General features: G+C 38.6%; 22 protein-coding genes. 12 read left to right on the top strand and 10 right to left on the bottom strand.

All coding sequences use genetic code 11. The annotated features are described in order from the left end of the window. Positions 1-249 precede the first annotated feature (249 nt). Entirely contained in the window at positions 250-1482 is a 1233-nt protein-coding gene (locus KIT27_06830) for an acyl-CoA desaturase (GenBank protein MCW5589364.1), read from the top strand. A gap of 379 nt (positions 1483-1861) precedes the next feature. Here the strand turns inward: KIT27_06830 and rpmG are convergent, their stop codons facing one another. The 5 genes from rpmG to KIT27_06805 all read right to left on the bottom strand — a co-directional run bounded on the left by rpmG (position 1862) and on the right by KIT27_06805 (position 4463). Continuing rightward, complete coding sequence (rpmG, locus tag KIT27_06825; protein ID MCW5589363.1) at positions 1862-2014, bottom strand: 50S ribosomal protein L33; 153 nt, start codon at positions 2012-2014, stop codon at positions 1862-1864. Between the two features lie 11 nt (positions 2015-2025). Beyond that, positions 2026-2262, bottom strand: coding sequence for a 50S ribosomal protein L28 (rpmB, locus tag KIT27_06820; protein ID MCW5589362.1), 237 nt, complete (start codon positions 2260-2262; stop codon positions 2026-2028). Between the two features lie 157 nt (positions 2263-2419). Continuing rightward, positions 2420-2851, bottom strand: a complete 432-nt coding sequence (locus tag KIT27_06815) for a hypothetical protein (GenBank protein ID MCW5589361.1) — start codon at positions 2849-2851, stop codon at positions 2420-2422. 99 nt (positions 2852-2950) lie between these two features. Further along, on the bottom strand, positions 2951-3976 hold the full coding sequence (locus KIT27_06810; GenBank protein MCW5589360.1) for a response regulator: 1026 nt from the start codon (positions 3974-3976) through the stop codon (positions 2951-2953). Positions 3977-4034: 58 nt separating this feature from the next. After that, the gene (locus tag KIT27_06805; GenBank protein ID MCW5589359.1) at positions 4035-4463 is read right to left on the bottom strand and encodes an ATP-binding protein; all 429 of its coding nucleotides are present in this window, start codon (positions 4461-4463) and stop codon (positions 4035-4037) included. A gap of 997 nt (positions 4464-5460) precedes the next feature. Here KIT27_06805 and KIT27_06800 point away from each other — a divergent pair. From KIT27_06800 to KIT27_06790, 3 genes are all read left to right on the top strand, one after another. After that, positions 5461-6213 (top strand): hypothetical protein, encoded by a 753-nt coding sequence (locus tag KIT27_06800; GenBank protein MCW5589358.1) that lies wholly within the window; start codon positions 5461-5463, stop codon positions 6211-6213. Between the two features lie 235 nt (positions 6214-6448). Next, on the top strand, positions 6449-7894 hold the full coding sequence (locus tag KIT27_06795; GenBank protein ID MCW5589357.1) for a hypothetical protein: 1446 nt from the start codon (positions 6449-6451) through the stop codon (positions 7892-7894). Between the two features lie 611 nt (positions 7895-8505). After that, positions 8506-8997, top strand: coding sequence for a cupin domain-containing protein (locus tag KIT27_06790; GenBank protein ID MCW5589356.1), 492 nt, complete (start codon positions 8506-8508; stop codon positions 8995-8997). Here the strand turns inward: KIT27_06790 and KIT27_06785 are convergent. The 4 genes from KIT27_06785 to KIT27_06770 form a co-directional block, all read right to left on the bottom strand. After that, positions 8994-9917, bottom strand: coding sequence for an alpha/beta hydrolase (locus KIT27_06785; GenBank protein MCW5589355.1), 924 nt, complete (start codon positions 9915-9917; stop codon positions 8994-8996). The genes KIT27_06790 and KIT27_06785 overlap by 4 nt on opposite strands. A gap of 13 nt (positions 9918-9930) precedes the next feature. Next, a complete protein-coding gene (gene uvrD, locus KIT27_06780; protein MCW5589354.1) occupies positions 9931-12084 on the bottom strand; it encodes a DNA helicase II in 2154 nt (717 codons plus the stop codon). Positions 12085-12103: 19 nt separating this feature from the next. Then, the gene (locus tag KIT27_06775) at positions 12104-12727 is read right to left on the bottom strand and encodes a thiol:disulfide interchange protein DsbA/DsbL (protein MCW5589353.1); all 624 of its coding nucleotides are present in this window, start codon (positions 12725-12727) and stop codon (positions 12104-12106) included. Between the two features lie 65 nt (positions 12728-12792). After that, complete coding sequence (locus KIT27_06770) at positions 12793-13392, bottom strand: cytochrome c4 (protein ID MCW5589352.1); 600 nt, start codon at positions 13390-13392, stop codon at positions 12793-12795. 85 nt (positions 13393-13477) lie between these two features. On the opposite strand from KIT27_06770, the gene yihA reads away from it, so the two are divergent. The 8 genes from yihA to KIT27_06730 all read left to right on the top strand — a co-directional run bounded on the left by yihA (position 13478) and on the right by KIT27_06730 (position 22474). After that, positions 13478-14092 (top strand): ribosome biogenesis GTP-binding protein YihA/YsxC, encoded by a 615-nt coding sequence (gene yihA / locus KIT27_06765; protein ID MCW5589351.1) that lies wholly within the window; start codon positions 13478-13480, stop codon positions 14090-14092. 159 nt (positions 14093-14251) lie between these two features. Beyond that, positions 14252-14536, top strand: a complete 285-nt coding sequence (locus KIT27_06760) for a helix-turn-helix transcriptional regulator (GenBank protein ID MCW5589350.1) — start codon at positions 14252-14254, stop codon at positions 14534-14536. Further along, positions 14529-15134, top strand: a complete 606-nt coding sequence (locus KIT27_06755; protein MCW5589349.1) for a HipA N-terminal domain-containing protein — start codon at positions 14529-14531, stop codon at positions 15132-15134. Before KIT27_06760 ends, KIT27_06755 begins: the two co-directional genes overlap by 8 nt. Before the next feature lie 81 nt (positions 15135-15215). Beyond that, complete coding sequence (locus tag KIT27_06750) at positions 15216-15767, top strand: hypothetical protein (GenBank protein ID MCW5589348.1); 552 nt, start codon at positions 15216-15218, stop codon at positions 15765-15767. A 23-nt stretch (positions 15768-15790) separates the two neighbouring features. After that, positions 15791-16918: a DSD1 family PLP-dependent enzyme gene (locus KIT27_06745; GenBank protein MCW5589347.1), complete on the top strand. Its 1128-nt coding sequence runs from the start codon at positions 15791-15793 to the stop codon at positions 16916-16918. 79 nt (positions 16919-16997) lie between these two features. Next, complete coding sequence (tkt, locus tag KIT27_06740) at positions 16998-18986, top strand: transketolase (GenBank protein ID MCW5589346.1); 1989 nt, start codon at positions 16998-17000, stop codon at positions 18984-18986. Between the two features lie 142 nt (positions 18987-19128). Further along, positions 19129-20136 (top strand): type I glyceraldehyde-3-phosphate dehydrogenase, encoded by a 1008-nt coding sequence (gap, locus tag KIT27_06735; GenBank protein ID MCW5589345.1) that lies wholly within the window; start codon positions 19129-19131, stop codon positions 20134-20136. A 76-nt stretch (positions 20137-20212) separates the two neighbouring features. Then, the gene (locus KIT27_06730) at positions 20213-22474 is read left to right on the top strand and encodes an RNA-binding transcriptional accessory protein (protein MCW5589344.1); all 2262 of its coding nucleotides are present in this window, start codon (positions 20213-20215) and stop codon (positions 22472-22474) included. A gap of 73 nt (positions 22475-22547) precedes the next feature. Here KIT27_06730 and KIT27_06725 read toward each other — a convergent pair whose 3' ends face one another. Further along, the gene (locus tag KIT27_06725; GenBank protein ID MCW5589343.1) at positions 22548-24554 is read right to left on the bottom strand and encodes a HAMP domain-containing histidine kinase; all 2007 of its coding nucleotides are present in this window, start codon (positions 24552-24554) and stop codon (positions 22548-22550) included. Between the last annotated feature and the right edge of the window lie 146 nt (positions 24555-24700).

The following is a 24700-nucleotide window of genomic DNA, read 5'->3' as shown; positions in this document are numbered from 1 at the left end:
TACTCACCGCATTTCAAGATGCTTGATAAAAAGATAGCCTGGAACAGGCACATATTTATCTGATTTATAATGTATACTAAAAGTTAGCACTTCATTTTGTAACCCGCTTCTACCGTAGGCAAACGCCGAAGAAGTATTGAAACAGCTCTGGCAAAACGGTGAAGAAATAAAAAATTCACTGGAACGGTACCAATTCGAGTGTTAACGCTATAAAATTGTCCCACACACAACTGAAGGTAACCTCATTTTATGAAAACACCCAAAACGGCACGCCATCACGAATACGACATCCTAGCTGCTATCCCTTTTATTCTCTTGCATTTATCGTGTTTAGGGATTATTTTCACCGGATTCAGTGTCACCAGTATTATTCTCGCATTCGTTTTTTTAATCGTGAGAATGTGGGGAGTCACTGCGGGATATCACCGTTATTTCTCGCATAAAAGTTTTAAAACCAGTCGGACTTTTCAATTTATTCTAGCGTTTATTGCGCAAAGCTCCGCACAACAAGGCGTGATTTGGTGGGCGAATCATCACCGTCAACATCACCAATTTTCAGATACTCCTAAAGATGTTCATTCACCGCGTCAAGATGGCTTTTGGCATTCGCATGTGGGTTGGATTTTTACTAAAGAATTTCTCAGTCGCGATTATCACAACGCTAAAGATTGGGAGCAATTTCCTGAACTGAGATGGCTCGATCGCCATCGTTATACTCCCGCCATTATTCTAGGCGCCATAGCCTGGCTCATTGCAGGATGGCAGGGCGTATTTGTGGGTTTCATTCTTAGCACCATCGTTCTTTATCATTTCACTTTCTTTATCAATTCTTTGTCGCACGTATACGGTAAACAACGTTACTTAACGGCGGATGATTCTCGCAATAATTGGTGGTTAGCTATTTTAACCTTAGGTGAAGGATGGCATAACAATCATCATCATTTTTCAACTTGCGCGCGTCAAGGATTTCGCTGGTGGGAAATTGATATCACCTATTATGTCATCAAACTATTAGAAAAATTGCGTATTGTTTGGGATGTCCGCGAACCGCCACGCTCCATGGTCAAAGGCGAGCAAACCGTTCCCCAGCGGGTGAAAGAAAGAACGTGGTTATTATTCGATAATCATGTCAACATTAATTTTAATCAACTATCGCTTCGCGTTTCAGCGATGGCCAAAGAGGTTATGCAATCTCTCGAACAGCCACGTCAACAGTTGGCACAAGAATTAAGCGCGCATGCCGAGCAAGTAAAGCATCTCATTAGTGAAAAACGCCGACACTTAAAACAATTACCGCCTAAAGTCGCCGTCATCGTGCAAGAAAAATTTGCTCAACTGCTCGACACTATCGACGTAACCTTAAAATCACTTGATTTCAAAGAACGTTTACAACACTGCGCTCAAACATTGGAAGACATGGCGCAAAGCATCCAACTCACTAAGGTCATTCCTGAACGAGTATCTGTAAAATCTGTGGGATAAAGCCCCTGATAGTATCAAACTGTAGCTCATTGATTTTTGAACATTATCCAACAAATCAACGAGCTGCAGAGTAATACTCCCAACAGACTCAATACTTAACGCACTTTAAGATGCCCACAGCATCTTGAAGTGCCACTCATCGCGATTTTCCCCTTTGTGAGTGGTATATATTCAAAACAATTGGATTTTAGGCGAGGCGTCGAGTTAAAGATACGAAGAAGTGTATACTGAATACAATCCCTCCGTAGCTTTAGCTCGACAACAAAGCCTAAAATTCAAGTGTGAAGAGTATAGATCCGGAAGTTAATCTCTCTTTCCAGAATAGCCCAAACAAAAAAGCCTGCAATTAGCAGGCTTTTTTATTCACGAACATTCAGAATTATTTAATTTTGCCTTCTTCAAAGACAACATGCTTGCGAACAACGGGATCGTATTTTTTCATCCGCAATTTTTCCGTGGTATTACGTTTATTTTTCATTGTGGTGTAATAATAACTGCTTTCGGTAGAAACCATTTTTACTTTTTCACGCATGATAGAATTCCTTATTTCACTTCACCACGGTCGCGTAGTTCTTTTAACACTACATCGATACCGCGTTTATCGATAATCCGTAGGCCATGTGAGCTTACGGTCAATTTTACAAAACGTTTTTCACTTTCAACCCAGATACGATGGGTGTGCAGGTTAGGAAGAAACCGACGTTTGGTCTTGTTGTTAGCGTGGGACACATTATTACCCACTTGCGGGCGTTTACCCGTAACTTGACATACTCTGGACATTACTTTCTATCTCCAATTCCGAATGCATTCATGCGAGCGGGACTTTATAACAGAAACCGCTGAAGAGATCAATACCGTTGACGAAGGCCTGTCCTATACTCAACGCACTTCAAGATGCGGTGAGCATCTTGAAGGTTAAGGGATACTTACGTCACTTTCAGGCAAATTGCGGTAAACAATAGGCATTTTGCAAAGTGAAGTTGTAACTATCCGAATCGCCATCCACTGCAAGCAAAATTAAACTGTGTTCGCGCTCGCTGGGTGTGAAATAGGCATAGTCGCCATTATCCTTTAGAACACACTGCGGTTGTGTTGGCAACGTTGTTCCAATAATTTGGAGATGCGATTGCCCCGCAACATGACACTCTAAAGAATCGTCTTGGCTGAAGGTTGGCGCTTCATAAGCCGTTAAGCTCAATACTTTGGAAGTGGATTGCGCTGCATACTCATTTTGCGCCACCGCCAGTTTAATCGATCCACTTCCTGTGGCACTTGGATTTAAGAAACAAAGATAATGCTGTGGCGCGCCTAAGGCGAGTGAGCTTAGAAATAAACTGCTGAATACGAATTTACTGATAGCGGTTGGCATGGGGTTCTCCTCATCAAGTTATTAAATAATCACGTCAAACTATAAAAAAGGAGAAGAGAAAAAAACACTTGTCGCAAATCGTAAGACAATCGCTCGCTATCACGTTTTCTCAGAAACCAACGCGTAATCTAAATGTTCGAGATAATTGTTATAACTTAAAATGCCATCGGTATCGAGCCTGGAAATAGAAGGATTATCGATTAAAGTGTAGTAATATTCTTCGCGGCCACTTAAGCGTTTGCAGGGATAAAGATAGGATTCCCATTCGATGGGATCGACTTGATAGTAACGATCGACATGCCAAAAATGTGGGATGGCCTCACGTTTAATTAAACGCTCAATGACACTGCGCGAAGCATTTAAATCCTCGCCTAGTTCAATATACATTTTTAAATCTTGTTCTAAGCACACAATTAGCCATTTAGCATCTGCATTCGCGCTCAGCAGTAAAAATGTACCGGTATTTTCAGTTAAATAATATTCAACTAAATCGTGTTGTCGACACAATTCGGTAAAAAATGTGTAAAAAATTGGATCTTGCAAAAAGTTGGGGGAATCAATGGCTAAAGCTTTGACCATGAAATCGGATTTTTCTTGGAAATAGCGTTGCTGCAATTCACAAATGGCACTATTCACTTTTTCGATGACGTGCGGATCACTTTTTAAAATAAAATGATCAATAATGCCTGCATTGAATGCATCGATTGCCGTTTGCGCATCGGCTTGACCCGTTAATAAGATTTTTTTGACCGGCTTATCCATCAGTTTTTTACAAAACTCTAAACCGTTAATATCAGGCATGGCAAAGTCGACGACGACGACCGAAATTTCATTAAAGCGATGGGGGTCGTAAACTTCACGATGAATAGAGCTGATATCGACTTTAATGGTATGAGTCGTTGAAGGATTTCCTGTTACTTCGGAGTTATGAGAAAAACATTTCTGATCGAGCAATTCACGATGTTGGGAATTAATAGTGTCTAAAGCGGAGTCGGGAGCCGTATATAACTGATAAGCAAGACCGGGGTCTAGCTGCAAACTAAAATTCATTAAAAAATCCTGGCTATCATCCACAAAAATGACAGTGGTTGGATAATAACAAGCAGGAATTCCGTATTTTTGCATCCCTTAGCGCTCCATACTCAAAGTGGATAGGATAACGTAAAATCCTACTGAAGCAAAGTCAGTTGAGTTCTGAATAAGGATGTTCAATGCGTGGCAAGGTTAAACAAAATTCAGTGAATTCACCCTCTAGAGAACGACAGGTGATTCGCCCACCAAAACTTTCTAAGACTAAACGACAAAACGATAAACCGATCCCTGTGCCGGAGAGTGTGGTTGAATAAAAGCGTTCAAAAATACGGGGTAAATTATTGCTGGAAATGCCTATTCCAGTATCACGAAAATACAAATGTCCTTGGGTAGGTTCCATGACTAGCCAAATTTTTATTTTTCCCTTACGCGCTTTAGCAATAAAATGCAATGCATTTTTAATTAAATTAAATAACACATGCACCATTAATAATTTGGCGCCATTAAAATAAAGGTCTTCAACGCTGGGTCTCCAGTCGATCAAACGATATTCTTCCGCGGAAGAAAACGGATAGCGCATTAATGCTTCTTCAACGCAGCCATTCATCGAACAAATCTCAAACATGCTTGAGTCGATGGTTTGCTTACCCACATTCATTAACTGCATGTCGATAATCGTATTAGCATTATTAGCCTCATTTTCTATACGCTCTAAGGCCGGCAATAAGGTATTATAGTGAGCTGAGCGAATTTTAGTGACGGGCAACCCGTGATCGCGTGCTAAGTTATACGCTTCAAATAAAATAGGTAAATAACGTTTAATCCCGACCGATCCACTTTTAATGCCTAACAACGGTGTGCGTAATTCATGGGCGATACTGCTGCTAATAATCGATAATACTGCTAATTTTTCTCGTTTTAATACGCCGGTTTTATAATTAAAAATAGTTCCAGCGATCACTGCAAATAAATATACAGAAATATATTGCAAATAAATACTTTCAAAATAAATATTAGGCGTGCTGATAATATAAACAACCAGCGCCAGCGCGGAACCAAGAAAACATAAAATAATTAAGCTTAGCCAGTCTACTAATAATACTAATAAAAATAAGCCACACAACATTTCCATCACTGGAATGACCGTCCATTTATTTTTTAATACTAAAAATAAAAAGAAAAAAGGCAGGCAATAAAGCGCTGTGACATACCAATACAATGGAAAAAACTTTTTCCAGGCCGGTGGCCAATAGTCTTTTAACATTAAGATCATACAAAGAAAACTGCCAATTAAACGTAATTGCAAATTTTCAAATGCTTGGGGATAAATATAGTTCCACAAAATATAAAACAAGGGAAATCCGATAAACCCTACTGCACCTATCATGACCATATATTCTTCAGAATATTCCACACTCTGAATAATCGATACCTGAACTCTATCAATAAACTCTGCAATACGTTGCTGAATGCCCATGATCCTGGTCTTTTCATTTCACTGTTGGAAGTATATTATACTATCATCCGCGCTTGTAAAGTGAACATACTCGGCAAATGGCAGCACAAGGAAGTCCACCATGTCCAATCACAATTTGACGACTCATAGCCCCAGCGAAATTTTACATTCCAGTATTTCTCGCTTTGGACAAACATGGCTTAACAATTTTGCGCTGTGTTTATTGATTGGCATTATCACCGTAGCACCCGCGCTAATTTTTCCCAACATCGCCTCTGAACATTTTGCTCAAATTGAAACTGGCGTGCGCGCTTTTTTACCGTATTTTTTTCCTTATGTGCTAATTTTATTATTTCTTCACTGTTGGTTAATTTTGCGTATTTATCATCAACAGCATCACCTACAAACACAATCCACAGAACTCTTCCGCCTAGCATTTAAAAAATTTCCATTTTTTCTCTGCGGGTTTATTATTTTCATGATAGCGGGTTTATCAGGACTTTTAATTTTAATTATTCCCGGCATTATTTTATTAATTTTACTCAGTCAATTTCCCGCATTAATTTTATTAGAGCATTATCACCCCTGGAAAGCCTTAACCTCTAGCATCGCCATAGTAAAACACTATTGGTGGCGAACTTTTTTATTGTTAATCCTCGGCGGCATTATCTCGCTTATATTAACGCTACTCATCGATAGCGCTTTTCGCGAAACCTTGGTGATTACCCACTCCGCCACACAAGCCCCGCTATATTTATCGCATAATTTCGCCAAAGCCTTCGCCATGACTGCTTTCTTACCCTGGTACTACCGACTCTATCTCGCCTTATTCGACGATTTGAAGTTGCGCAGCATGGAAAGTGGGATTATTTAACACCGCACCGCGAGTCAAGCTCACGCTACCATGCGCTAACACACCCTTTATGAGGCAAAGCTACGGCTACGTAATATTATCTTAATAAAATTTATGTATAATCGCCCTGGGTTTTAAGATGTTATGGGTCTTAGAAAATAATTAACTAAACCAAATGCGTTGGAATAGAGGGGTTTTTCAAAAATATTACTCCGCGATTGAGGCATTTAGGTTACATAAAAAAGAGAGATAGAAAATGCTTAGTGGCCTTTATAAAGGAGTTGTTAATTTACTTGGTAATACTCAAACAGCGAGCAATCAGAGTGACTCTGCAACAGAACAACAAATGACTGCTTTAAGTGATAATTCTACAACAACTACTAACACGACTACTACTGTGAACAGCGCAGAGAGCGGGATTAATGGTACAACGCTAGCACTGACAACGAGTGATGATAATACCACAGAAAATGCAGATTCTGATGATTTACACGAATACGAACTAGTCGAGAATAACTCAGATACAGCTCTATTAACAACAGTTTCAGAGAATACTACTCAAAAACAAGTGCTAAACTCCACCTCAAACGCAACTTCAGCGACCATCACAACATCAAACAACAACGCTATAACACCAAATAATCCCGTATCATCCAGCAACAGAAAACAAGCAGATCAAGGAAGTAATAACCAAAATGGTTCTAACGATCGAGGTGTTGCAGACATAGTCTTAGAGAAACCTGCTTGTGGTCAGAATTACCCAATAACCGATAACAAACAATCAGAAACGCAACTGCAAGACCTATCAACTTCGACCAGTAACACACAGGCTCCTGAAAATATAGCAGCAAATACTAACGTAATATCCAGCGCGACAATCCAAGAAGAAATGGATAAAAAAATTGCATCTTCTACAGAAAATAATTGGGCAGAACTTACCAACTATTACGACGCATCACCTGTTACGACTCAGCTAGAATCTCATTTAGAAAAAAACTATAAAAACTCATCAGAAGATGCGTTTAATTATATCATGGCAATCCCAGAGCAAATTCTTTATGAATTATTCACTAGTTATGATTTTAAATATTCCAGAGGTCGACTCCGAAGTTTTTTCGAAACTGTCTTTTCATTTGTCGACCAAGAAAGCTATAAAACCATACAGGATCACATATACGATCTACTCTGCAAGGATCACATATACGATCTACTCTGCAAGAATGACAATATTCATTTAATTCTATTTGCTGTGAACAAAGATTATTCAATAAATGATACTTTTTTAAAAAGTTTAAAAACAATATTCCCAGATAAACAAACTGAAATTTCAACTATTTTTAATTCTTATAAAGAAAACCAAAATAAAGAGGGATTTATAGCGAATATTAAAGCTGATAGTCAGAAAATAATTGACTCATTAATTATACAAAATATTAGACGACTGATTACGCGTTATGATAAAAATGAAAGTGACAGCTATTTTAAATATAAATGTATTTCAAGAATACATGATTTAACTAAAAAAATTACTTCCGAGCAAGAACGCAATTTGATTCTACAAGAGATAAATAATTTAATAAGTCCTCCTACCTCACCTGGCAGAAATCCGTCAGCCATGTTCGCAGCATCACCATCGAATTCAAATAATAGTTCTATCACGATAGATACTTTTTTTCTCTCAAAGAGAGAATTTAACACTTAAAAAAAGTGGCGATGAGTAATAAAGCTAAACTCCAAACCCACCCACGGAACTTCGTAGTGAGCGAAGTTCCGTGAAATTCAAACTCATGATATTTCACAGCAACGATTTTATGGATGAAAATCGAACAAGTTGACGATATTACCCCCTGTTTATGAATTATTTATATAAATATACTCAAAAGGTATTAGTTACTGACTTCCATCTATACCGCTCGCCAATGAAGATGCGGGGAGTTGGAGATTAAGTCGCAGGCGTTAGTTAATAAGTGCGTTCGCTAAGCTTTCGCAAAATAAGAGGAAAAATAGGTATTTATTAGGATAACTCACTTCGACAATCAGGGAAAATTTCTAACCCTAGATTTTGGCTTCAGCCGCATCTTGAAGTGCTTTGGGTATAGTTATTTTGGCAATAAAAAGAATAGAGAGAACCAGATGATTGAGACATCCAATTTGAATTAATTACTTGGACTAAGAATTAAAATTATTTAGAATTAGTAATGCGTGTTAATAACTTGCTGTTTCACTAGAGAATTAAATAGATATAATCAGACAATGAGTTTTAACGTGAGCTAATCGAATGTGTAAAATTGCCAAATAGTAAAAGGAGTCGGCATGATAAAATATTTTATGATAGGTATTCTTAGCTTTTTACTCGGCAATACAGCGTTTGCAACAAATCACCAAACTAATCCCGATGAAGATCGTGGGATTATCCCCCACATTAGTCAACATTATTACGCTGACCCCTCTCTCTATCATTTTGAAAGCATGCCGAAAGAACAATTAACCCCCTTAACGGCTCGCCAATATATTTATGGTAGTCGGTCGGAAATCGTTAAATGGTATTTAAAAAAAGGCTCCATTATTCCAACTCACTATCATCCTAACGAACAAATTACTTGGATAGTTTCAGGTGAAGTCATTGTTTATTCGCAAGGAAAAAAATTCACGGTGAAGGCGGGTGATGTCTTAGTGATCCCACCGAATGTGCCGCACCGCTTTGTCGCCATTGCCGATACCATTGATGTGGATTTTTTTGCTCCCGCTCGCCAAGATTGGATCGATGGCAGCGCGAATTATTTGCAAAAACAAAATACTCATTAGGGCAAATACTGTTGGATCTGGCGACCTGCTTTTTTTAACGAGGTTAAGCCTTGCTCACATATTGCCAACATGCCATAAAATCCGTGGATCATGCCAGTTTCTAATGTATAGAGCACGTTCACTTGTGATGCTGTTAATTTTTCGGCGTAATCTTTGGCTTCATCACACAATGGATCGTATTCTGCGGCGATAATAATCGCAGGAGCTACTTGATGTAAATCGGCGAAATAGGGTGATACTAAAGGATCGTCGCGTTTAACATGGGGTGGTAAATATTGTTTAAATAACCACTCAATTTTTTCTTTGGTTAAATAAAATCCTTGCGCATAGTGTTGATGTGACGGTGTTTGACAGGTTAAATTTAATTCTGGATACAACAATACTTGTAATTTTATTTTTTCGATATTTTCATCGCGAGCACGCAATGCTAATAAGGCGGCAATATTGCCGCCCGCACTATCGCCAGCAAGAATAATCGAATTAACATCCATATTAAATGAATGCCCATTTTCAATAATCCAACGCAATGCAGAATAAGCATCTTCGTGACAAGCAGGATACGGATTTTCTGGCGCTAACCGATAATCCACCGCTATCACGTGAACATTGGCTTCTAAACACAAATGACGACAAATGGTATCGTGGGTGGCTAAATTTCCTAAGACATGGCCACCGCCATGAAAATAAATTAATGTTGGGCGTTTTTGGGTAGCGTGCTGATAAATACGCAGAGGAATTTCATGCGTCGGTAATTCAATGGTGATATCGCGAACTCGAGCAATTGCGGGAGGCGCGCCCCACATAAAATGATTCATCTGTGCTAATTCGCGCAACTGCCTTGCGGTAAATTGATTAAAATCAGTGACGGGAAGTTCGGCAAATTTTTTTAACAATGCATTTAATTGCGGATGAAGGGGCATATAAATTTTTCCTCTAAAACAGCGTTTCTAATTTCGCGTATTTCAATACCAGCCATTTTTCTCCATGACGCTGAAAATTCACTTGCACACGCGAATGTTCACCATTACCTTCGCTGTTCATGACAATTCCTTCACCAAAATGCGGATGGATCACGCGTTGACCTAATTTAAATTCACCTTCATCTATGGGATGTTGCCATACGGGTCTTACGACTTGTGATTTTAAACGTAATTCGCGTAATAAATGTTGGGGAATTTCCAGCACAAAACGCGATAAACGATGTCTGGCATCTTGCCCATAAATTCTTCTGCTTTCAGCCGCGGTTAAAAGTAACGATTCGCGCGCACGCGTCATTCCTACATAACATAAACGTCGTTCTTCTTCTATACGACCAGGTTCCGCATATGACATGCTATGCGGAAATAAACCTTCTTCCATGCCAGATAAAATAACGAATTTAAATTCCAATCCTTTAGCAGAATGCAATGTCATTAATTGCACGCATTGATTAGATTTGTCGCCATATTCTTCACCTGCTTCTAAAACCGCTTGCGTTAAAAATAAAGTGAGCGGGGATAATTCCATGTCTTGATTGTTTTCTAAATTTTCAACAAATTCACTGGCCGCAACCGCTAATTCTGCCATATTTTCTAAGCGCGATTGGCCTTTCTCGCCTTTTTCTTTTTGATAATGTTGAATGAGACCGCTCTGTTCAGTAACCTGTTCAATTTGTTTGGTAAGCGATAATGTCTTAGTCGTTTCGCGTAAAGATAAAATTAAATCTAAAAATTGTTGCACTGAACTTGCCGCGCGCCCGCTCAGTTCGCGCTGTTGCAAACAAAATTGTGCGGCTTGCCATAAACTGCAATTTTGCTGTGCAGCGATATCACGAAATAATTGTTTACTGCGATCGCCAATTCCTCGAGTGGGCGTATTAATGATACGATCAAACGCGGCATCATCGTCTTCATTATTGACTAAACGCAAATATGCCAAGACATCTTTAATTTCAGCGCGCTCAAAAAACCGTAAGCCTCCATACACCCGATAACTGATGCCGCGCTGTAATAAAGATTCTTCTAACACACGCGATTGCGCATTAGAACGATATAAGATCGCCACTTCGTTTAAAGAGCCGCCTTGATTTTTCCATTGCTGAATTTGTTCGCAAATGAAACGCGCTTCATCAATTTCATTAAATCCAATGTATAAATTAAGCGGCTCACCGGTCTCGCCATCCGTCCACAAATTTTTACCTAAACGATCTTGATTATGTGAAATAACGGCATTCGCAGCCTGCAAAATAGTCGCGGTGGAACGATAATTTTGCTCTAAGCGTAAAGTGGCAACGGGGGCAAAATCCCGAGAAAATTGCTGAATGTTTTCGATTTTGGCACCACGCCAACCATAAATGGATTGATCATCATCACCCACCGCCATCACCACACTGTGTGGGCTTAATAAAATTTTTAGCCAATCATATTGCACGGCATTGGTATCTTGAAACTCATCCACTAAGACAAACCGAAATCGATCGCGAAATTGTTGTAATATCGCGGGGTGTTCCCGCCACAATTGTTGAACGCGCAATAAGAGTTCGGCAAAATCAATTACCCCAGCACGCTGGCACGCCTCTTCATACGCTGCATATAATTGTTTCATGGTTTTAGTAAAATGATCGTGGGGATTTAATTGCGCGGCACGCAAACCTAAATCTTTTTGTTGATTGATATACCATTGCACTTGTTTAGGTGGCCAGCGATTTTCGTCAATAGTTAATTGCCGCATTATTCGCCGAATTAAGCGATATTGATCATCGCTGTCGATCACTTGAAAGGCTTCTGGTAAATGCGCATCTTGCCAATGACGGCGCAAAATCCGATGAGCAATACCGTGAAAAGTTCCCACCCACATTCCTGGCAGACGATTTTCTAATAATTCTTCGATACGATGCCGCATTTCTCCAGCGGCTTTATTGGTAAAGGTTACCGCTAAAATATGAAAAGGTGAGACACGTTCGACTTGAATTAACCAAGCAATGCGATGCGTTAATACGCGAGTTTTTCCACTACCCGCACCGGCCAAAATTAAAGAATTTTGCGCGGGCATCGAAACTGCTTGGCGTTGAATATCGTTTAATTCATTGAGTAATTGTGATACGTCCATTCAAAAAAATTTACCTATGTTAAGCCGATTTTTTGACTAAGTAGTCAACGATTTTCATCATTTTTTCGGAATCACCATTTGCTAAGGCGGGATTGGTTTTGTATTTGCCATTCACCACAATGGTTGGAATACTCAAAATTCCATATTGTGACATTAATTTTTGACCTTGTTGCATTTGCATATCAATGCCTGGTGAAAAATCGATCGCATTCATAAAATCGTCTTTCTTAACACCATGTTTAGCAAATAAATCAGCGAGCGCTTCTTTACTACTTAAATCCAACTGTTGTTCATGAATGGCATTAAACATCACTGGAACCATTTTATCGGCAACACCCAAAGCTTCTGCTGCATAATATGCTTTTGCTAAGGTATCCCAGCCTTGTTCAAAGGCCACCGGTATACGTTCAAAGGTAATATTTTTTGGTTTGCTGGCTAACCATTTTTCTAAATAGGGTTCTAATTTAAAACACCAAGGACAACCTGGACTAAAAAATTCGATAACTTGCACTTGACCTTGGGCTAAATTCAACGCGGGAGGATTTTTAATGAGTTGATACTCTTTGCCTGCTTGAAAGGAATTGGCAAAAGCCACTAATGGCATAAAAAATAGAATAGCAATTATTTTGACGATGCGTTGCATAAGTTTCCCCCTCGATACAGTAGTGAGGGGTATTATACCTATTGTGTTTTAAAATACGAACTTTACTAATGTAAGCCCTGGATAAAACTGGCCACCGCTTCCATCTCTTCTTTGGATAATCTTGCGCTAATATCACTCATCATATTTTTACCACGCTCGCCTTTGGCATAAGCCTGCAATTGCGCTAACACATATTCCGCGTGCTGACCGGCTAACGCGGGAAATCCTGCTTCGTCATTACCCTTACCATCCGGCCCATGACATGCCATGCAAGCAGGAATATGTTTATCTAAATTACCCCCACGATAAATCGTTTCGCCTAAGGTCGCTAAATTGGCTGCTGTTTCACCATGACCTGCGGGTAAACTCGCAAAATACGCGCCTAAATCTTGCATGTCTTGATCGGATAAATTGGCAGCCATGCCATTCATCAGTGGATTGACCCGTCCACCATTCGCACCTTTTTTGAAGGCTTGCAATTGTAAATAGGTGTAGCGTTGCGATTGTCCGGCAAGGTTAGGATAAAGAGGATTATTACTCACTCCATTCATTCCATGACAAGCACCGCATGCCGCGGCGAGTTTTTTGCCATTTTCAACGTTGCCGTTGGCGTGTGCAAACGTCATGAGACTGGTTAATAATAATAAGCCTACTACTTTTTTCATGAAGCGATCCTTGCGTGAGATTTTACTAACAACAGTATAATCATTTTATGTTACACTTCAATCATTTCACATCAATAGGCCTTTCATGACAGCATCGCATTATCAACGCGCTGAGTTTTTAACCAGTGCTGCAAAATTATCACAATTACCTACCGATAGCGGTTTTGAAGTCGCCTTTGCAGGACGCTCGAATGCAGGTAAGTCTTCGGCCTTAAATTGTTTATGTCAACAACGCACGTTGGCAAAAACCTCGAAAACACCTGGACGCACCCAACTGATTAACTTATTTCGCTTAGATGACACAAGAAGGTTAGTCGATTTACCGGGATATGGTTACGCCAAAGTCTCTGAAGAAACGAAATTACGCTGGCAAAATACGTTAGCTGCGTATTTAGAATTACGCCAATGTTTGCGCGGACTGATTTTATTAATGGATTCTCGGCATCCCTTAACAGAACTGGATTGTAATATGTTGCATTGGAGTGCAGAGCGTAATTTACCCGTACATGTTTTATTAACCAAAGCTGATAAACTCAATCAAAACGATAAAAGCCAAGTCTTGCGGGAAGTTAAAAAACAATTACCCTTATGGCATCCTGAAGCTTCGGTGCAATTATTTTCTGCATTGAAAAAAACAGGGCTAGATGAACTTTTTCAGCAATTAGATACCTGGTATGAATTAAGCTCGCATTCAGCGTAACCTGTTTAATATCTTTAAGCTCTATTTTATCCCGTACGGGAAAATTTAGTCTAGCAGAGCACCTATTTCCTTAAATTTTTACCGTACGATAAAAAATGCATTGACGACTCCTAAAAATTGGACTATTTTTACCGTACGATAACTTTTGGAATAATACTGATGAATAATAACTCAACGCTTAAACCCCACTTCGGCCAAGTCACTACCGTCAGTGAATTAGGAACACTTTTGCGAGCCTTTCGAAAAAGCCATGGCCTAACTTTAGAAAAAGTGTCTGGACTCACGAATGTGAGCATGCGGTTTTTATCGGAATTAGAACGTGGCAAAGAAACTGCCGAAATAGGTAAAACATTAGCAACGCTTTATAAATTAGGTCTAGATATTATCATCCAACCACGCACTTATCGCTACCATCACGAAAAGGATCTACAGGCTGATGAATAATGATCGACTAATTGTTTGGTATGAAGAAAAACTAGTAGGAGAATTAACACCCGATAATCAGGGTGAAATAGGATTTCAATACCATGATACTTGGTTAGACCATGGGTTTGCTATTTCCCAACAATTACCGCTTACTTCCGAAAAATATTTACCTACCAGCAAAAAAGCTCACAATTTTTTTGCCAATTTATTGCCAGAGGGCAGTGCAAGAACCCACATTATTCGCGATCTGAAAATAATAGACAATGCTTTGCTTTATAAATCGAATCAACAAATACAACTTGCTCCATTTTATGATTTAGTTTGCACCAGAGCAATTGCTCGCATCGACAGTAAATTAGCATTTGCAGTTGGAGATAAATTTAATCCTAACACCATAACGGTTGAAGATTGGACTCAATTAGCCCATGCTTGCGATATCAAATCACATTATTTAATTAAGTTAGTTAATGAACTTGCCATCACTTTAAAAGAAAATTTCAGTAGGGTAAAAGAAGAGTTTGAAAAAGTTCATGGTAGTTATCCTGCTTTACAACGAGTAGAAAAAATCATCATCACCCAATGCAATAGAACGCTAAAACGCTTCCATAATCATTAAGAAGTCGCTGCTATCTTGCAATATCTCCGCAATTACGTTAATGTCATACCGTTTCATTAACTCTAAAGAAGGATTTTAGCGATGAAGTTATGGAAATATTGGAGTCTTGTGATCAGTTTTTGTTGTTTTTATGCGTTTGCTTCCACCAATCAACCACTTAATCCCCAAAATGCCATGTTCGGTTTAACCCCTGGAATGAGTTTAACCGCCGTGAAAGCTCAAGGTGTGCAATTAACCCCTTATTTACGCTATGTCACCCCCTCTCAATATGGATTACATGCGCTTTATGGTATGACGTCTTATAAAGCCGAAGCATTACCTAAACCCTTTGATGATGCCGCATTAGTCGTGTTAAGTTTTAATCAAAACAACCAATTAAAACTGGTGCAAGTTGAATCTACCGTATTTAAACATCAAACGGATTTTAAGCAAGTCGAACAACGTGTCGCCGAAATTGCTCAGCAACTTTCACAAGCTTATGGTAACTTCAATAAAACTCAACAAGTCGATCAAGCTTTACCACTATATCAATTACAAGCCAATAATCTTAACATTTCGATTACGCCGGTCATTAGACAACAATACGGCAAAGATTATGATGTCAATTATGTGTTAAAATATGCCATGAATTAAAACAATAACTCAGCGAATTAGGTATGCGCGAATTAGATTTTTATATTGGTCATTCCAAATGGGACTTAGACACGCCGTGTTTAACGCTCGATCGCAAATTGTTGCAACAAAACTTATTAACCATGCAAGCTTATGTGAAATCCAAACGTAAAAATCTCCGTCCGCATGTCAAAACCCATAAATGTTCTAAAATTGCAAAATTACAATTGCAAACGGGCAGCATTGGAATTTCTTGCGCTAAGATTAGCGAAGCCATGGTGCTTATTCAAAAAAACGTGCGTAATATTTTAATTACGTCACCAATCACAACTCCAGAAAAAATTGATCATTTAATTAATTGTTTTAGTGAAGATCCCGAAATTACCGTCGTAGTGGATAATTTAAGCAATGCACAAATGCTAAATGAAGCAGCAAGAAGTGCTGATCACAGTTTAAATGTGTTAGTCGATATTGATCCCAATGTTGGACGTACTGGTGTGTCATTTTACGATGCGATTGAATTTGCAAAATCCATTCATGCTTATTCTCACTTAGCCGTACGGGGAGTTCAGTGCTACGCTGGAAATATACAACACATTAAATCGTATTCTGAACGAAAAAAAATATCGCAGCAATATATGCGTCAAGCTGGTGAAATTTTAACGGCATTACAACAATTAAACTTACCCGCAGAAATTTTAACGGGAACGGGCACGGGAACCTATGATATCGATTGTGATATCCCCGAAGTCACCGAGATCCAACCTGGTTCCTATATTGTCATGGATGCCGATTATTTTAATATTGAATCTGCTTCCGCTAAAAATTTTTGCACCTTTAAACCAGCATTAACCTTATTATCAACCGTCATCAGCAATAATCATCCGAGTCACGTCACGCTTGATGCGGGATTAAAAGCACTCTATCTCGATAACAGTCGACCCTTAGTCATTCATCCTGCCAATTGTCATCTTGAATACGAATGGGGTTATGGCGATGAACATGGTAAATTATTAAAACCAAACGATATGAGGATCGCGTTAAATACTAAAATCGAATTAATGGTTTCACACTGCGATCCTACCATGAATTTATTTGACCATCTTTATATTACACAAGATGATAGAATTATTGATATTTGGCCAATTGATATGCGTGGTAAATCGCAATAGACTTCTGAAATTTTACTTTGCATTTCTCGCCATCTAGGCGAAAATAGCGCCTTATTTTATCGCCGAGAGTAAAACGCACATGATTTCTCGTCAACAACTCGCCAATGCCATCCGTGTGTTAAGCATGGATGCAGTACAGAAAGCCAATTCGGGTCATCCAGGCATGCCAATGGGGATGGCCGATATTGCGGAAGTTTTATGGAATGATTTTTTAAAACATAATCCAGGTAATCCTCTTTGGTACAATCGTGATCGCTTTATTTTATCGAATGGTCACGGCTCGATGTTGCAATACGCTTTATTATATTTAAGCGGATACGATGTCTCGATTGACGATCTCAAACAATTTCGACAATTACATTCCAAAACGCCAGGACATCCTGAAGTTGCTGAAACACCGGGTGTGGAAACCACCACAGGACCTCTCGGACAAGGGCTTGCCAATGCCGTAGGCATGGCGTTAAGTGAAAAACATTTAAGTGCACTATTTAATCGCGATCACTTTAATATTATCGATCATTATACTTATGTATTTTTAGGTGATGGTTGTTTAATGGAAGGTATTTCGCATGAAGTGTGTTCTTTAGCCGGTACGTGGAAATTAAATAAATTAATTGCATTTTATGATGATAATGGTATTTCCATCGATGGCGAAGTGGGTAATTGGTTTAGCGATAATACCGCTGAACGTTTTCGCGCTTATCAATGGAATGTGATCGACAATATTAATGGTCACGACGCTCAAGAAATTCGTAATGCTATTTTACAAGCACAACAAGAACATACTCGTCCGACATTAATTATTTGTAAAACCCAAATTGCGCACGGTGCACCGCATGTTGCCGGGAGTGCTCATGCGCATGGGGCGCCTTTGGGTGAAGCTGAAATTGCTGCTACTCGACTTGCGCTAAATTGGCCACATCCACCCTTTATGATTCCCGATGAAATCTTAACTGCTTGGAATAAAATTCAACATGGCAAAGAACTCGAAAATCATTGGCAACAGTTATTTGTAGAATATCAAAAAAAATATCCTGAATTAGCTCAAGAATTTTTACGCCGCATGCAAAAAGAGTTTCCAACGGCTTGGCACACTCATTCCCAACAGTTTATTCACACCTGCCAAGAAACTATGGAAAAAATGGCAACGCGTAAAGCATCATTAAAATGTATTGAAGCCTATAGCGAAATTTTGCCGGAATTAATTGGTGGATCGGCGGATTTAACTGGCTCAAATTTAACTCGCGGTAAAAATGCTATTTCATTTAGCGCCGAACATCCACAAGGAAATTATATTTATTACGGTGTGCGCGAATTTGGCATGTCAGCCATTCTCAATGGCATGAGTTTATACGGTGGTATCATTCCCTTTGCTGGAACATTTTTAACGTTTAGCGATTATGCGCGCAATGCCATTCGCTTAAGTGCACTCATGAAGCAACGTGCCATTTTTGTTTACACGCATGATTCGATTGGTTTAGGCGAAGATGGCCCTACTCATCAACCGATTGAACATTTAGCGATGTTACGCGCGACGCCTAATTTAAATGTATGGCGTCCTGCGGATACCATCGAAACGGCAGTTGCTTGGAAACACGCCATTGAATCGCAATCCACACCGAGTTGTTTATGTTTATCGCGCCAAGATTTACCTGCCTTTAGCCGTGATGATGCAACACTAAAATTAATTCAACGCGGTGGCTATATTTTATGTGAAAATCATTCCACACCAACAATAATTTTGATCGCCAGTGGTTCTGAATTACAACTCGCTGTAGGTGTTTATCAACGCTTGCAAGAAAAACATATTGCCGCACGTGTCGTATCCATGCCGTGCTGTGAGGTCTTTGAGCAACAAGATCAAGCCTACCGCGATCACGTTTTGCCACCCTCAATTCGTAATCGCGTAGCAATTGAAGCAGCGAGTTCGCAATCATGGTACCGTTACGTCGGTTTCGATGGTAAAGTATTTGGCATCGATCAATTCGGATTATCGGCACCTGCGCCAACCATTTTTGATCAGGTTGGATTAACGATAGAAACTATACTCAAAACAATTGGATTTTAGGCGAGGTGTCGAGTTAAAGATGCGAAGGAATGTATACTGAATACATGACTGATCAGCTTTAGCTCGACAACAAAGCCTAAAATTCAAGCGTGAAGAATATATACTCAAACAATTACCTTTATAAATAATCTGGAGAAAAAATATGACACTGAGAATTGCAATTAATGGTTATGGAAGAATTGGACGTAATATTTTACGCGCCCATTATGAATCGAATAAAAAACATAATATTGAAATTGTTGCCATTAATGATTTAGGCGATGTTAACACCAATGCGCATTTAACCCAATACGACACCGCGCACGGCAAATTTCCTGGAACAGTAACAGTTGAAGGTAATTCACTCATTGTCAATGGCGATACCATTCAGGTTTTTTCAGAACGCGATCCCAAACAATTACCGTGGGAAAAATTAAATATCGATATCGTGTTTGAATGTACGGGTTTATTTACCAAAGCCAGTCAAGCACAAGCACATTTGCAAGCGGGGGCAAAAAAAGTCTTAATCTCTGCACCTGGAACCGATGTCGATGCAACCGTGGTTTTTGGTGTTAATCATTCGATTTTAAAATCTAGCGATAAAATTATTTCAAATGCTTCCTGCACCACAAACTGTTTAGCCCCTGTTGCTAAAATATTAAATGATCAAATTGGTATTGTGAATGGCTTAATGACCACCGTTCACGCTTACACCAACGATCAAGTGCTAACGGATGTTTATCACACCGATTTACGACGCGCACGCTCCGCCACTCATTCCATGATCCCGACTAAAACAGGCGCTGCTGCTGCCGTCGGTTTAGTATTGCCTGAATTAAATGGCAAACTCGATGGTTTTGCCTTACGCGTTCCGACAATTAATGTTTCTGTCGTCGATTTAACCTTTCAGGCGGCACGCGAAACATCCATCCAAGAAATTAATGCCGTCATTCAAAAAGCCAGTCAAAATGAATTTGCTGGAATTTTAGCGTATAACGACTTACCTTTAGTTTCGATCGATTTTAATCACAATCCTGCCTCTTCAATTTTCGATAGTACCCAAACTAAAGTGATTGGCACCACCTGCAAAATTTTAGCCTGGTATGATAATGAATGGGGCTTTAGCAATCGCATGTTAGACACTGCAATAGCCATGATGCAAGCAAAATAAATTACGTTTCGATCCCACTATTGATGAGTGGGATCGTTTTCTTCATTTCAGATTTTAAATTAAGTGGACTATTTTCATGAATATTGTTGAAACGATTGCCAAGGAATTGAATATTAAATCTTCTCAGGTTACCGCCACCATGGAATTATTAAACGATGGGGCAACGGTGCCGTTTATTGCCCGTTATCGTAAAGAAGCAACGGGTGGCTTATCGGATACTGTTCTAAGAGATTTAACTGAACGTTTAACTTATTTAACCGAATTAGAAGATCGTCGACACACAATTTTAAAATCCATCGAAGAACAAGGCAAGCTCAGTCCTGAATTAAAACAAGAAATTGAAAATGCCGATAGCAAAATTCGTTTAGAAGATCTTTATTTACCCTATAAACCTAAACGTCGCACAAAAGCTCAAATAGCCAAAGAAGCAGGTCTTGAACCACTGGCACAACAATTATTAACAGAGTTAGCTTGTGATGCTGAAACCTGTGCGAAATCCTATATAAATCCCGAAAAAGAAATTGCCGATGCGGCTGCGGCACTTGAAGGTGCCCGTCATATTTTAGCTGAACTATTTTGTGAACAAGCTGATCTGTTGCAACAATTACGCGATAAGCTGTGGCAAGAAGGCATTATCATTAGCAAAGTTGCAAAAGATAAAGAAGAATCTGGCATTAAATTTGCCGATTATTTTGATTTTAGCGAAAGCATTAAAACCATTCCTTCGCATCGTTTACTCGCTATTTTTCGTGGACGTAAAGAAAATTTTCTTCATGTTAATTTAGAATTTCGCGATGAAACGGTAAACGAACATTGTTATGGCTTAATTGCTAAAACATTTTCACCAGAGTTGAAACCATCACCTACTCATTGGCTTTGGCAAACCATCGTCTGGGCGTGGAAAATTAAATTAAAATCCAAACTTGATTTGGAAATTATGCTTGAACTTAAAAATCGCGCAGATGAAGAAGCGATTAAAGTTTTTCGTGATAATTTAAAAAATTTATTAATGGCAGCTCCCGCTGGTAATTATGTAGTTTTAGGATTAGATCCCGGTTACCGCACAGGTGTGAAAACGGTCATTATCGATAGTACAGGAAAATTATTAACTCATACGGTGATTTACCCACATCCCCCGCAAAAACAATGGGATGAAGCGTTAACAATGCTGGGTAAATTATGCCAACATTTTAAGGTAAAATTAATTAGTATTGGCAACGGTACGGCTTCACGCGAAACCGATCAACTCGCGAATGAATTAATTAAACAACTACCCGAGTTGGGCATGACTAAAATTGTGGTTTCAGAAGCGGGTGCCTCGGTATATTCTGCCTCTGAACTAGCAGCAAAAGAATTCCCAGAATTAGATGTGTCCTATCGCGGAGCAGTATCGATTGCCAGACGCTTACAAGATCCACTAGCAGAATTAGTAAAAATTGATCCGAAAGCTATTGGTGTGGGTCAATATCAACATGATGTCAATCAAACAAAACTCGAACATTCCTTGCAAGCCACCGTGGAAGATTGCGTGAATGCCGTCGGTGCTGATATTAATACCGCATCGGTGCCATTATTAACCAGTATTTCAGGCTTAAATGAAACAATTGCTAAAAATATTGTTTTATATCGCGAACAACATGGACGTTTTGACGATCGCGAACAAATTAAATCCGTACCTCGTTTAGGTGCAAAAACCTTTGAACAAGCAGCGGGTTTTTTAAGAATTATTAATGGAAAAAATCCCTTAGATGGCTCTGCGGTTCATCCAGAAAGTTATGCTATCGTCGAAAAAATTGCTGCGGTAGTAAAAAAACCCGTCAGTGAATTAATTAGTAATGAATCTTTATTAAACTCACTCGATCCCCAACAATTTGTCAGCGATCAAGTAGGCTTGCCTACCTTACGCGATATTTTTGACGAGTTAAAAAAACCCGGTCGTGATCCGCGTCCTGAATTTAAAATGGCAAAATTTATTGAAGGTGTCAATGAAATAAAAGATTTAAAAATTGGTATGGAACTAGAAGGTGTCATCACTAATGTGGCGAATTTTGGCGCGTTTGTCGATATTGGTGTTCATCAAGATGGTTTAGTCCACGTCTCCGAAATTGCCGATCATTTTGTGAAAGATTTGCATCAAGAAGTGAAAGTCGGACAAATTGTCAAAGTGCGAGTATTAGAAGTTGATGAAGCGCGTAAACGTATTAGTTTAACGATGAAGCAAGGCCATAAACCACCTAAATCCGCAAAACCGCTTAAATCACCTGTCATCAATTCTCCAAAACCCGAACTCATGAACGCATTTGCCGCGCAATTAAAAGATGCTTGGCAGCGGAAATAATAAGAGTGAAAGATTATATGCAAGAATCAAATCATAACGGCGATCAATAAGAGATTTTTAAGAAATAATTTTTCTAAAGACGCGTCAGATCGATTTTATTTTTTAATACCATTAAATATTCGGGAACAGAATTTGGATCGATCTGGCTGCCACTAGCAAGATAAATTTGCTTAAATCCCTTATTATGCAGAAGAATGGCAATATCAATTCCATTGACAGGATCGAAGCCGAGATTAAGATCAAGACAAATTTTGGTAGCAAGAGGGTCGAAAGTATTTAAATCCGTAAATAATGAGTAAGGGTTATGATAGATTTTTACCTGCTTTCCATTGCGTTCACATATAAATGCGAAAATATCAGATAACTCTTGATTATCTTCCAGCAAAACTATATCGATAGCTTCATTTTTTGGAGCCTCAGGAATTTTAAAATTTTGAGGCTGTTCATTAATTTCAATTTCAATCTCACTGGCTAACATTTTAGGTAATACTTTAGCATTCAGTGATACTGCCCTTGCTAATATTTTTCGGTCATCATAATAACTGGTGACTAATATTGTATTATTTACACCGCTATGTTCAACTACATCTAAACCATTCATATTTTGGTTAAGTAATTCAAAATCCGTTAATATAATTACATCCTTCAGCGTGTTGAAATTATTTTTTATTGTAAGAATACACTCCGCTGCTTGGTGAAAATGCAGAATATTAATGCCATACTCAACATTAATTCGATCGGCAAAATATCGATCCCATGCGCCATGAATGGAAACATCGTCATCAAGAATGATAATAGTACTCTGCTTTTTAATAGAAATTTTATCAGCTAACCATGGAGGAGAAGCACTTCGTTTAAATTGTAAGTGAATAGTGGTACCGATACGTTCTGTTGATTGAATATCAAATTTTGCCGCGGCGTTTTTCATAAAGTCTCGCGCATGTTGCAAGCCTAAACCGGAACCTTGATTTTTAGTTGAAGTAATATTGCCATTAAGAATATTAGCTATTTTTACGGAAGACATACCACAACCATCATCCGTGATCCGCACATCAACATAATCTTGTGATGAGTGAAGCACAATGGAAATAGAACCCTCTTCACCTATGGCCTCAATCGAATTATTGAGTAAATTGGAAAGCATTCGTTTAAAGTTAATGGGGTCTGAATATATAAAAGCGAGATTGGCATCACCTTGTGCTTGAATATGCAAGTTTAGTTTGCGTTCTGAATATTGTAATTTTTTTTCAGAAACAACAGCACTAATTGCATCTGAAATTAAAAATAAACTATTCTGCTCTGCCGTATCTTTAGCACCAGTTTTATATTGAGACAATAAATTATTGGCAATATCCTGTATTCGAGCTGCCGCATCTTTTAACGATTTACGAGTATTTTCTGGCAATAAGCAGTTTTCTTTGCTTAGCATTTGAATTGCAGCGACAGGTGAACGAATATCGTGAGCAACCTGAGCTGCTAGTGTGCTAATGGCGGCTTTTTTTTCACTGGCAATTCGTTTATTCGTTTCATTACCCAGATCGCTTAATAGCTGTTGAAAAGCCGCGCGAATATTCTCGATTTCAAGAGGTATTTTATCATCTTTAACCGCAGAAACATTCTCTATGAAGTTGAAATTTTTATTTTTGATTTGAACCTCAAGTGAATACAGATAATTTAATAACTTTCTCTTTAAATTAATCCCAAACCAAAAATAGGTAATTAAAAATATCAATATCGTAGATATTAAAAAATAGAGAAGTGTATTAATTGAAATTTTTAAAGGATTTTCCAAATTAAAGCTGATTAAATATGGGCTTCCTTTAAAGGATATGATTCCAGGCTTGCTAATTATTGAGCATAATACTTGATATGTTCGACCATGAAATGCTATTGTGAAAAAATCATTGATTTCACAGCCATGTTTTATTTTATCCGATTTTATAATTTCATCGACTAAATCTTGAAATTTATAATCGGGCAAATACACAATATTATTATCATCAATTACTGAAAAAGTGTGCTCATCACTACTAACTAATGCCAATAGCCTTCGAATTTCTAAGGTATTGGAAATAACCAAACTCGGTTCAATCAATGAAACTAAAATTTTATGTGAAGCTAACGTGTTCTGCCGAATTTGCGTGGCAGCTTCTTGATTACTAAAATACAGCGATAAAAAAAAACGCTGAAATAAAAATAACTAAAAAAGTACCTAGAAAGATATTT

Source organism: Legionellales bacterium (genome assembly GCA_026125385.1).
GTDB lineage: Bacteria > Pseudomonadota > Gammaproteobacteria > JAHCLG01 > JAHCLG01 > JAHCLG01.
The sequence above is the reverse complement of the archived record's forward strand: the minus strand, read 5'-3'. Positions and strand labels throughout refer to the sequence as shown.

Bases quoted from the DNA above. Each gene is read 5' to 3' on its own strand.
- KIT27_06830 (MCW5589364.1), top strand. From the start codon at position 250: ATGAAAACACCCAAAACGGCACGCCATCACGAATACGACATCCTAGCT.
- rpmG (MCW5589363.1), bottom strand. From the start codon at position 2,014: ATGCGTGAAAAAGTAAAAATGGTTTCTACCGAAAGCAGTTATTATTAC.
- rpmB (MCW5589362.1), bottom strand. From the start codon at position 2,262: ATGTCCAGAGTATGTCAAGTTACGGGTAAACGCCCGCAAGTGGGTAAT.
- KIT27_06815 (MCW5589361.1), bottom strand. From the start codon at position 2,851: ATGCCAACCGCTATCAGTAAATTCGTATTCAGCAGTTTATTTCTAAGC.
- KIT27_06810 (MCW5589360.1), bottom strand. From the start codon at position 3,976: ATGCAAAAATACGGAATTCCTGCTTGTTATTATCCAACCACTGTCATT.
- KIT27_06805 (MCW5589359.1), bottom strand. From the start codon at position 4,463: ATGCGCTATCCGTTTTCTTCCGCGGAAGAATATCGTTTGATCGACTGG.
- KIT27_06800 (MCW5589358.1), top strand. From the start codon at position 5,461: ATGTCCAATCACAATTTGACGACTCATAGCCCCAGCGAAATTTTACAT.
- KIT27_06795 (MCW5589357.1), top strand. From the start codon at position 6,449: ATGCTTAGTGGCCTTTATAAAGGAGTTGTTAATTTACTTGGTAATACT.
- KIT27_06790 (MCW5589356.1), top strand. From the start codon at position 8,506: ATGATAAAATATTTTATGATAGGTATTCTTAGCTTTTTACTCGGCAAT.
- KIT27_06785 (MCW5589355.1), bottom strand. From the start codon at position 9,917: ATGCCCCTTCATCCGCAATTAAATGCATTGTTAAAAAAATTTGCCGAA.
- uvrD (MCW5589354.1), bottom strand. From the start codon at position 12,084: ATGGACGTATCACAATTACTCAATGAATTAAACGATATTCAACGCCAA.
- KIT27_06775 (MCW5589353.1), bottom strand. From the start codon at position 12,727: ATGCAACGCATCGTCAAAATAATTGCTATTCTATTTTTTATGCCATTA.
- KIT27_06770 (MCW5589352.1), bottom strand. From the start codon at position 13,392: ATGAAAAAAGTAGTAGGCTTATTATTATTAACCAGTCTCATGACGTTT.
- yihA (MCW5589351.1), top strand. From the start codon at position 13,478: ATGACAGCATCGCATTATCAACGCGCTGAGTTTTTAACCAGTGCTGCA.
- KIT27_06760 (MCW5589350.1), top strand. From the start codon at position 14,252: ATGAATAATAACTCAACGCTTAAACCCCACTTCGGCCAAGTCACTACC.
- KIT27_06755 (MCW5589349.1), top strand. From the start codon at position 14,529: ATGAATAATGATCGACTAATTGTTTGGTATGAAGAAAAACTAGTAGGA.
- KIT27_06750 (MCW5589348.1), top strand. From the start codon at position 15,216: ATGAAGTTATGGAAATATTGGAGTCTTGTGATCAGTTTTTGTTGTTTT.
- KIT27_06745 (MCW5589347.1), top strand. From the start codon at position 15,791: ATGCGCGAATTAGATTTTTATATTGGTCATTCCAAATGGGACTTAGAC.
- tkt (MCW5589346.1), top strand. From the start codon at position 16,998: ATGATTTCTCGTCAACAACTCGCCAATGCCATCCGTGTGTTAAGCATG.
- gap (MCW5589345.1), top strand. From the start codon at position 19,129: ATGACACTGAGAATTGCAATTAATGGTTATGGAAGAATTGGACGTAAT.
- KIT27_06730 (MCW5589344.1), top strand. From the start codon at position 20,213: ATGAATATTGTTGAAACGATTGCCAAGGAATTGAATATTAAATCTTCT.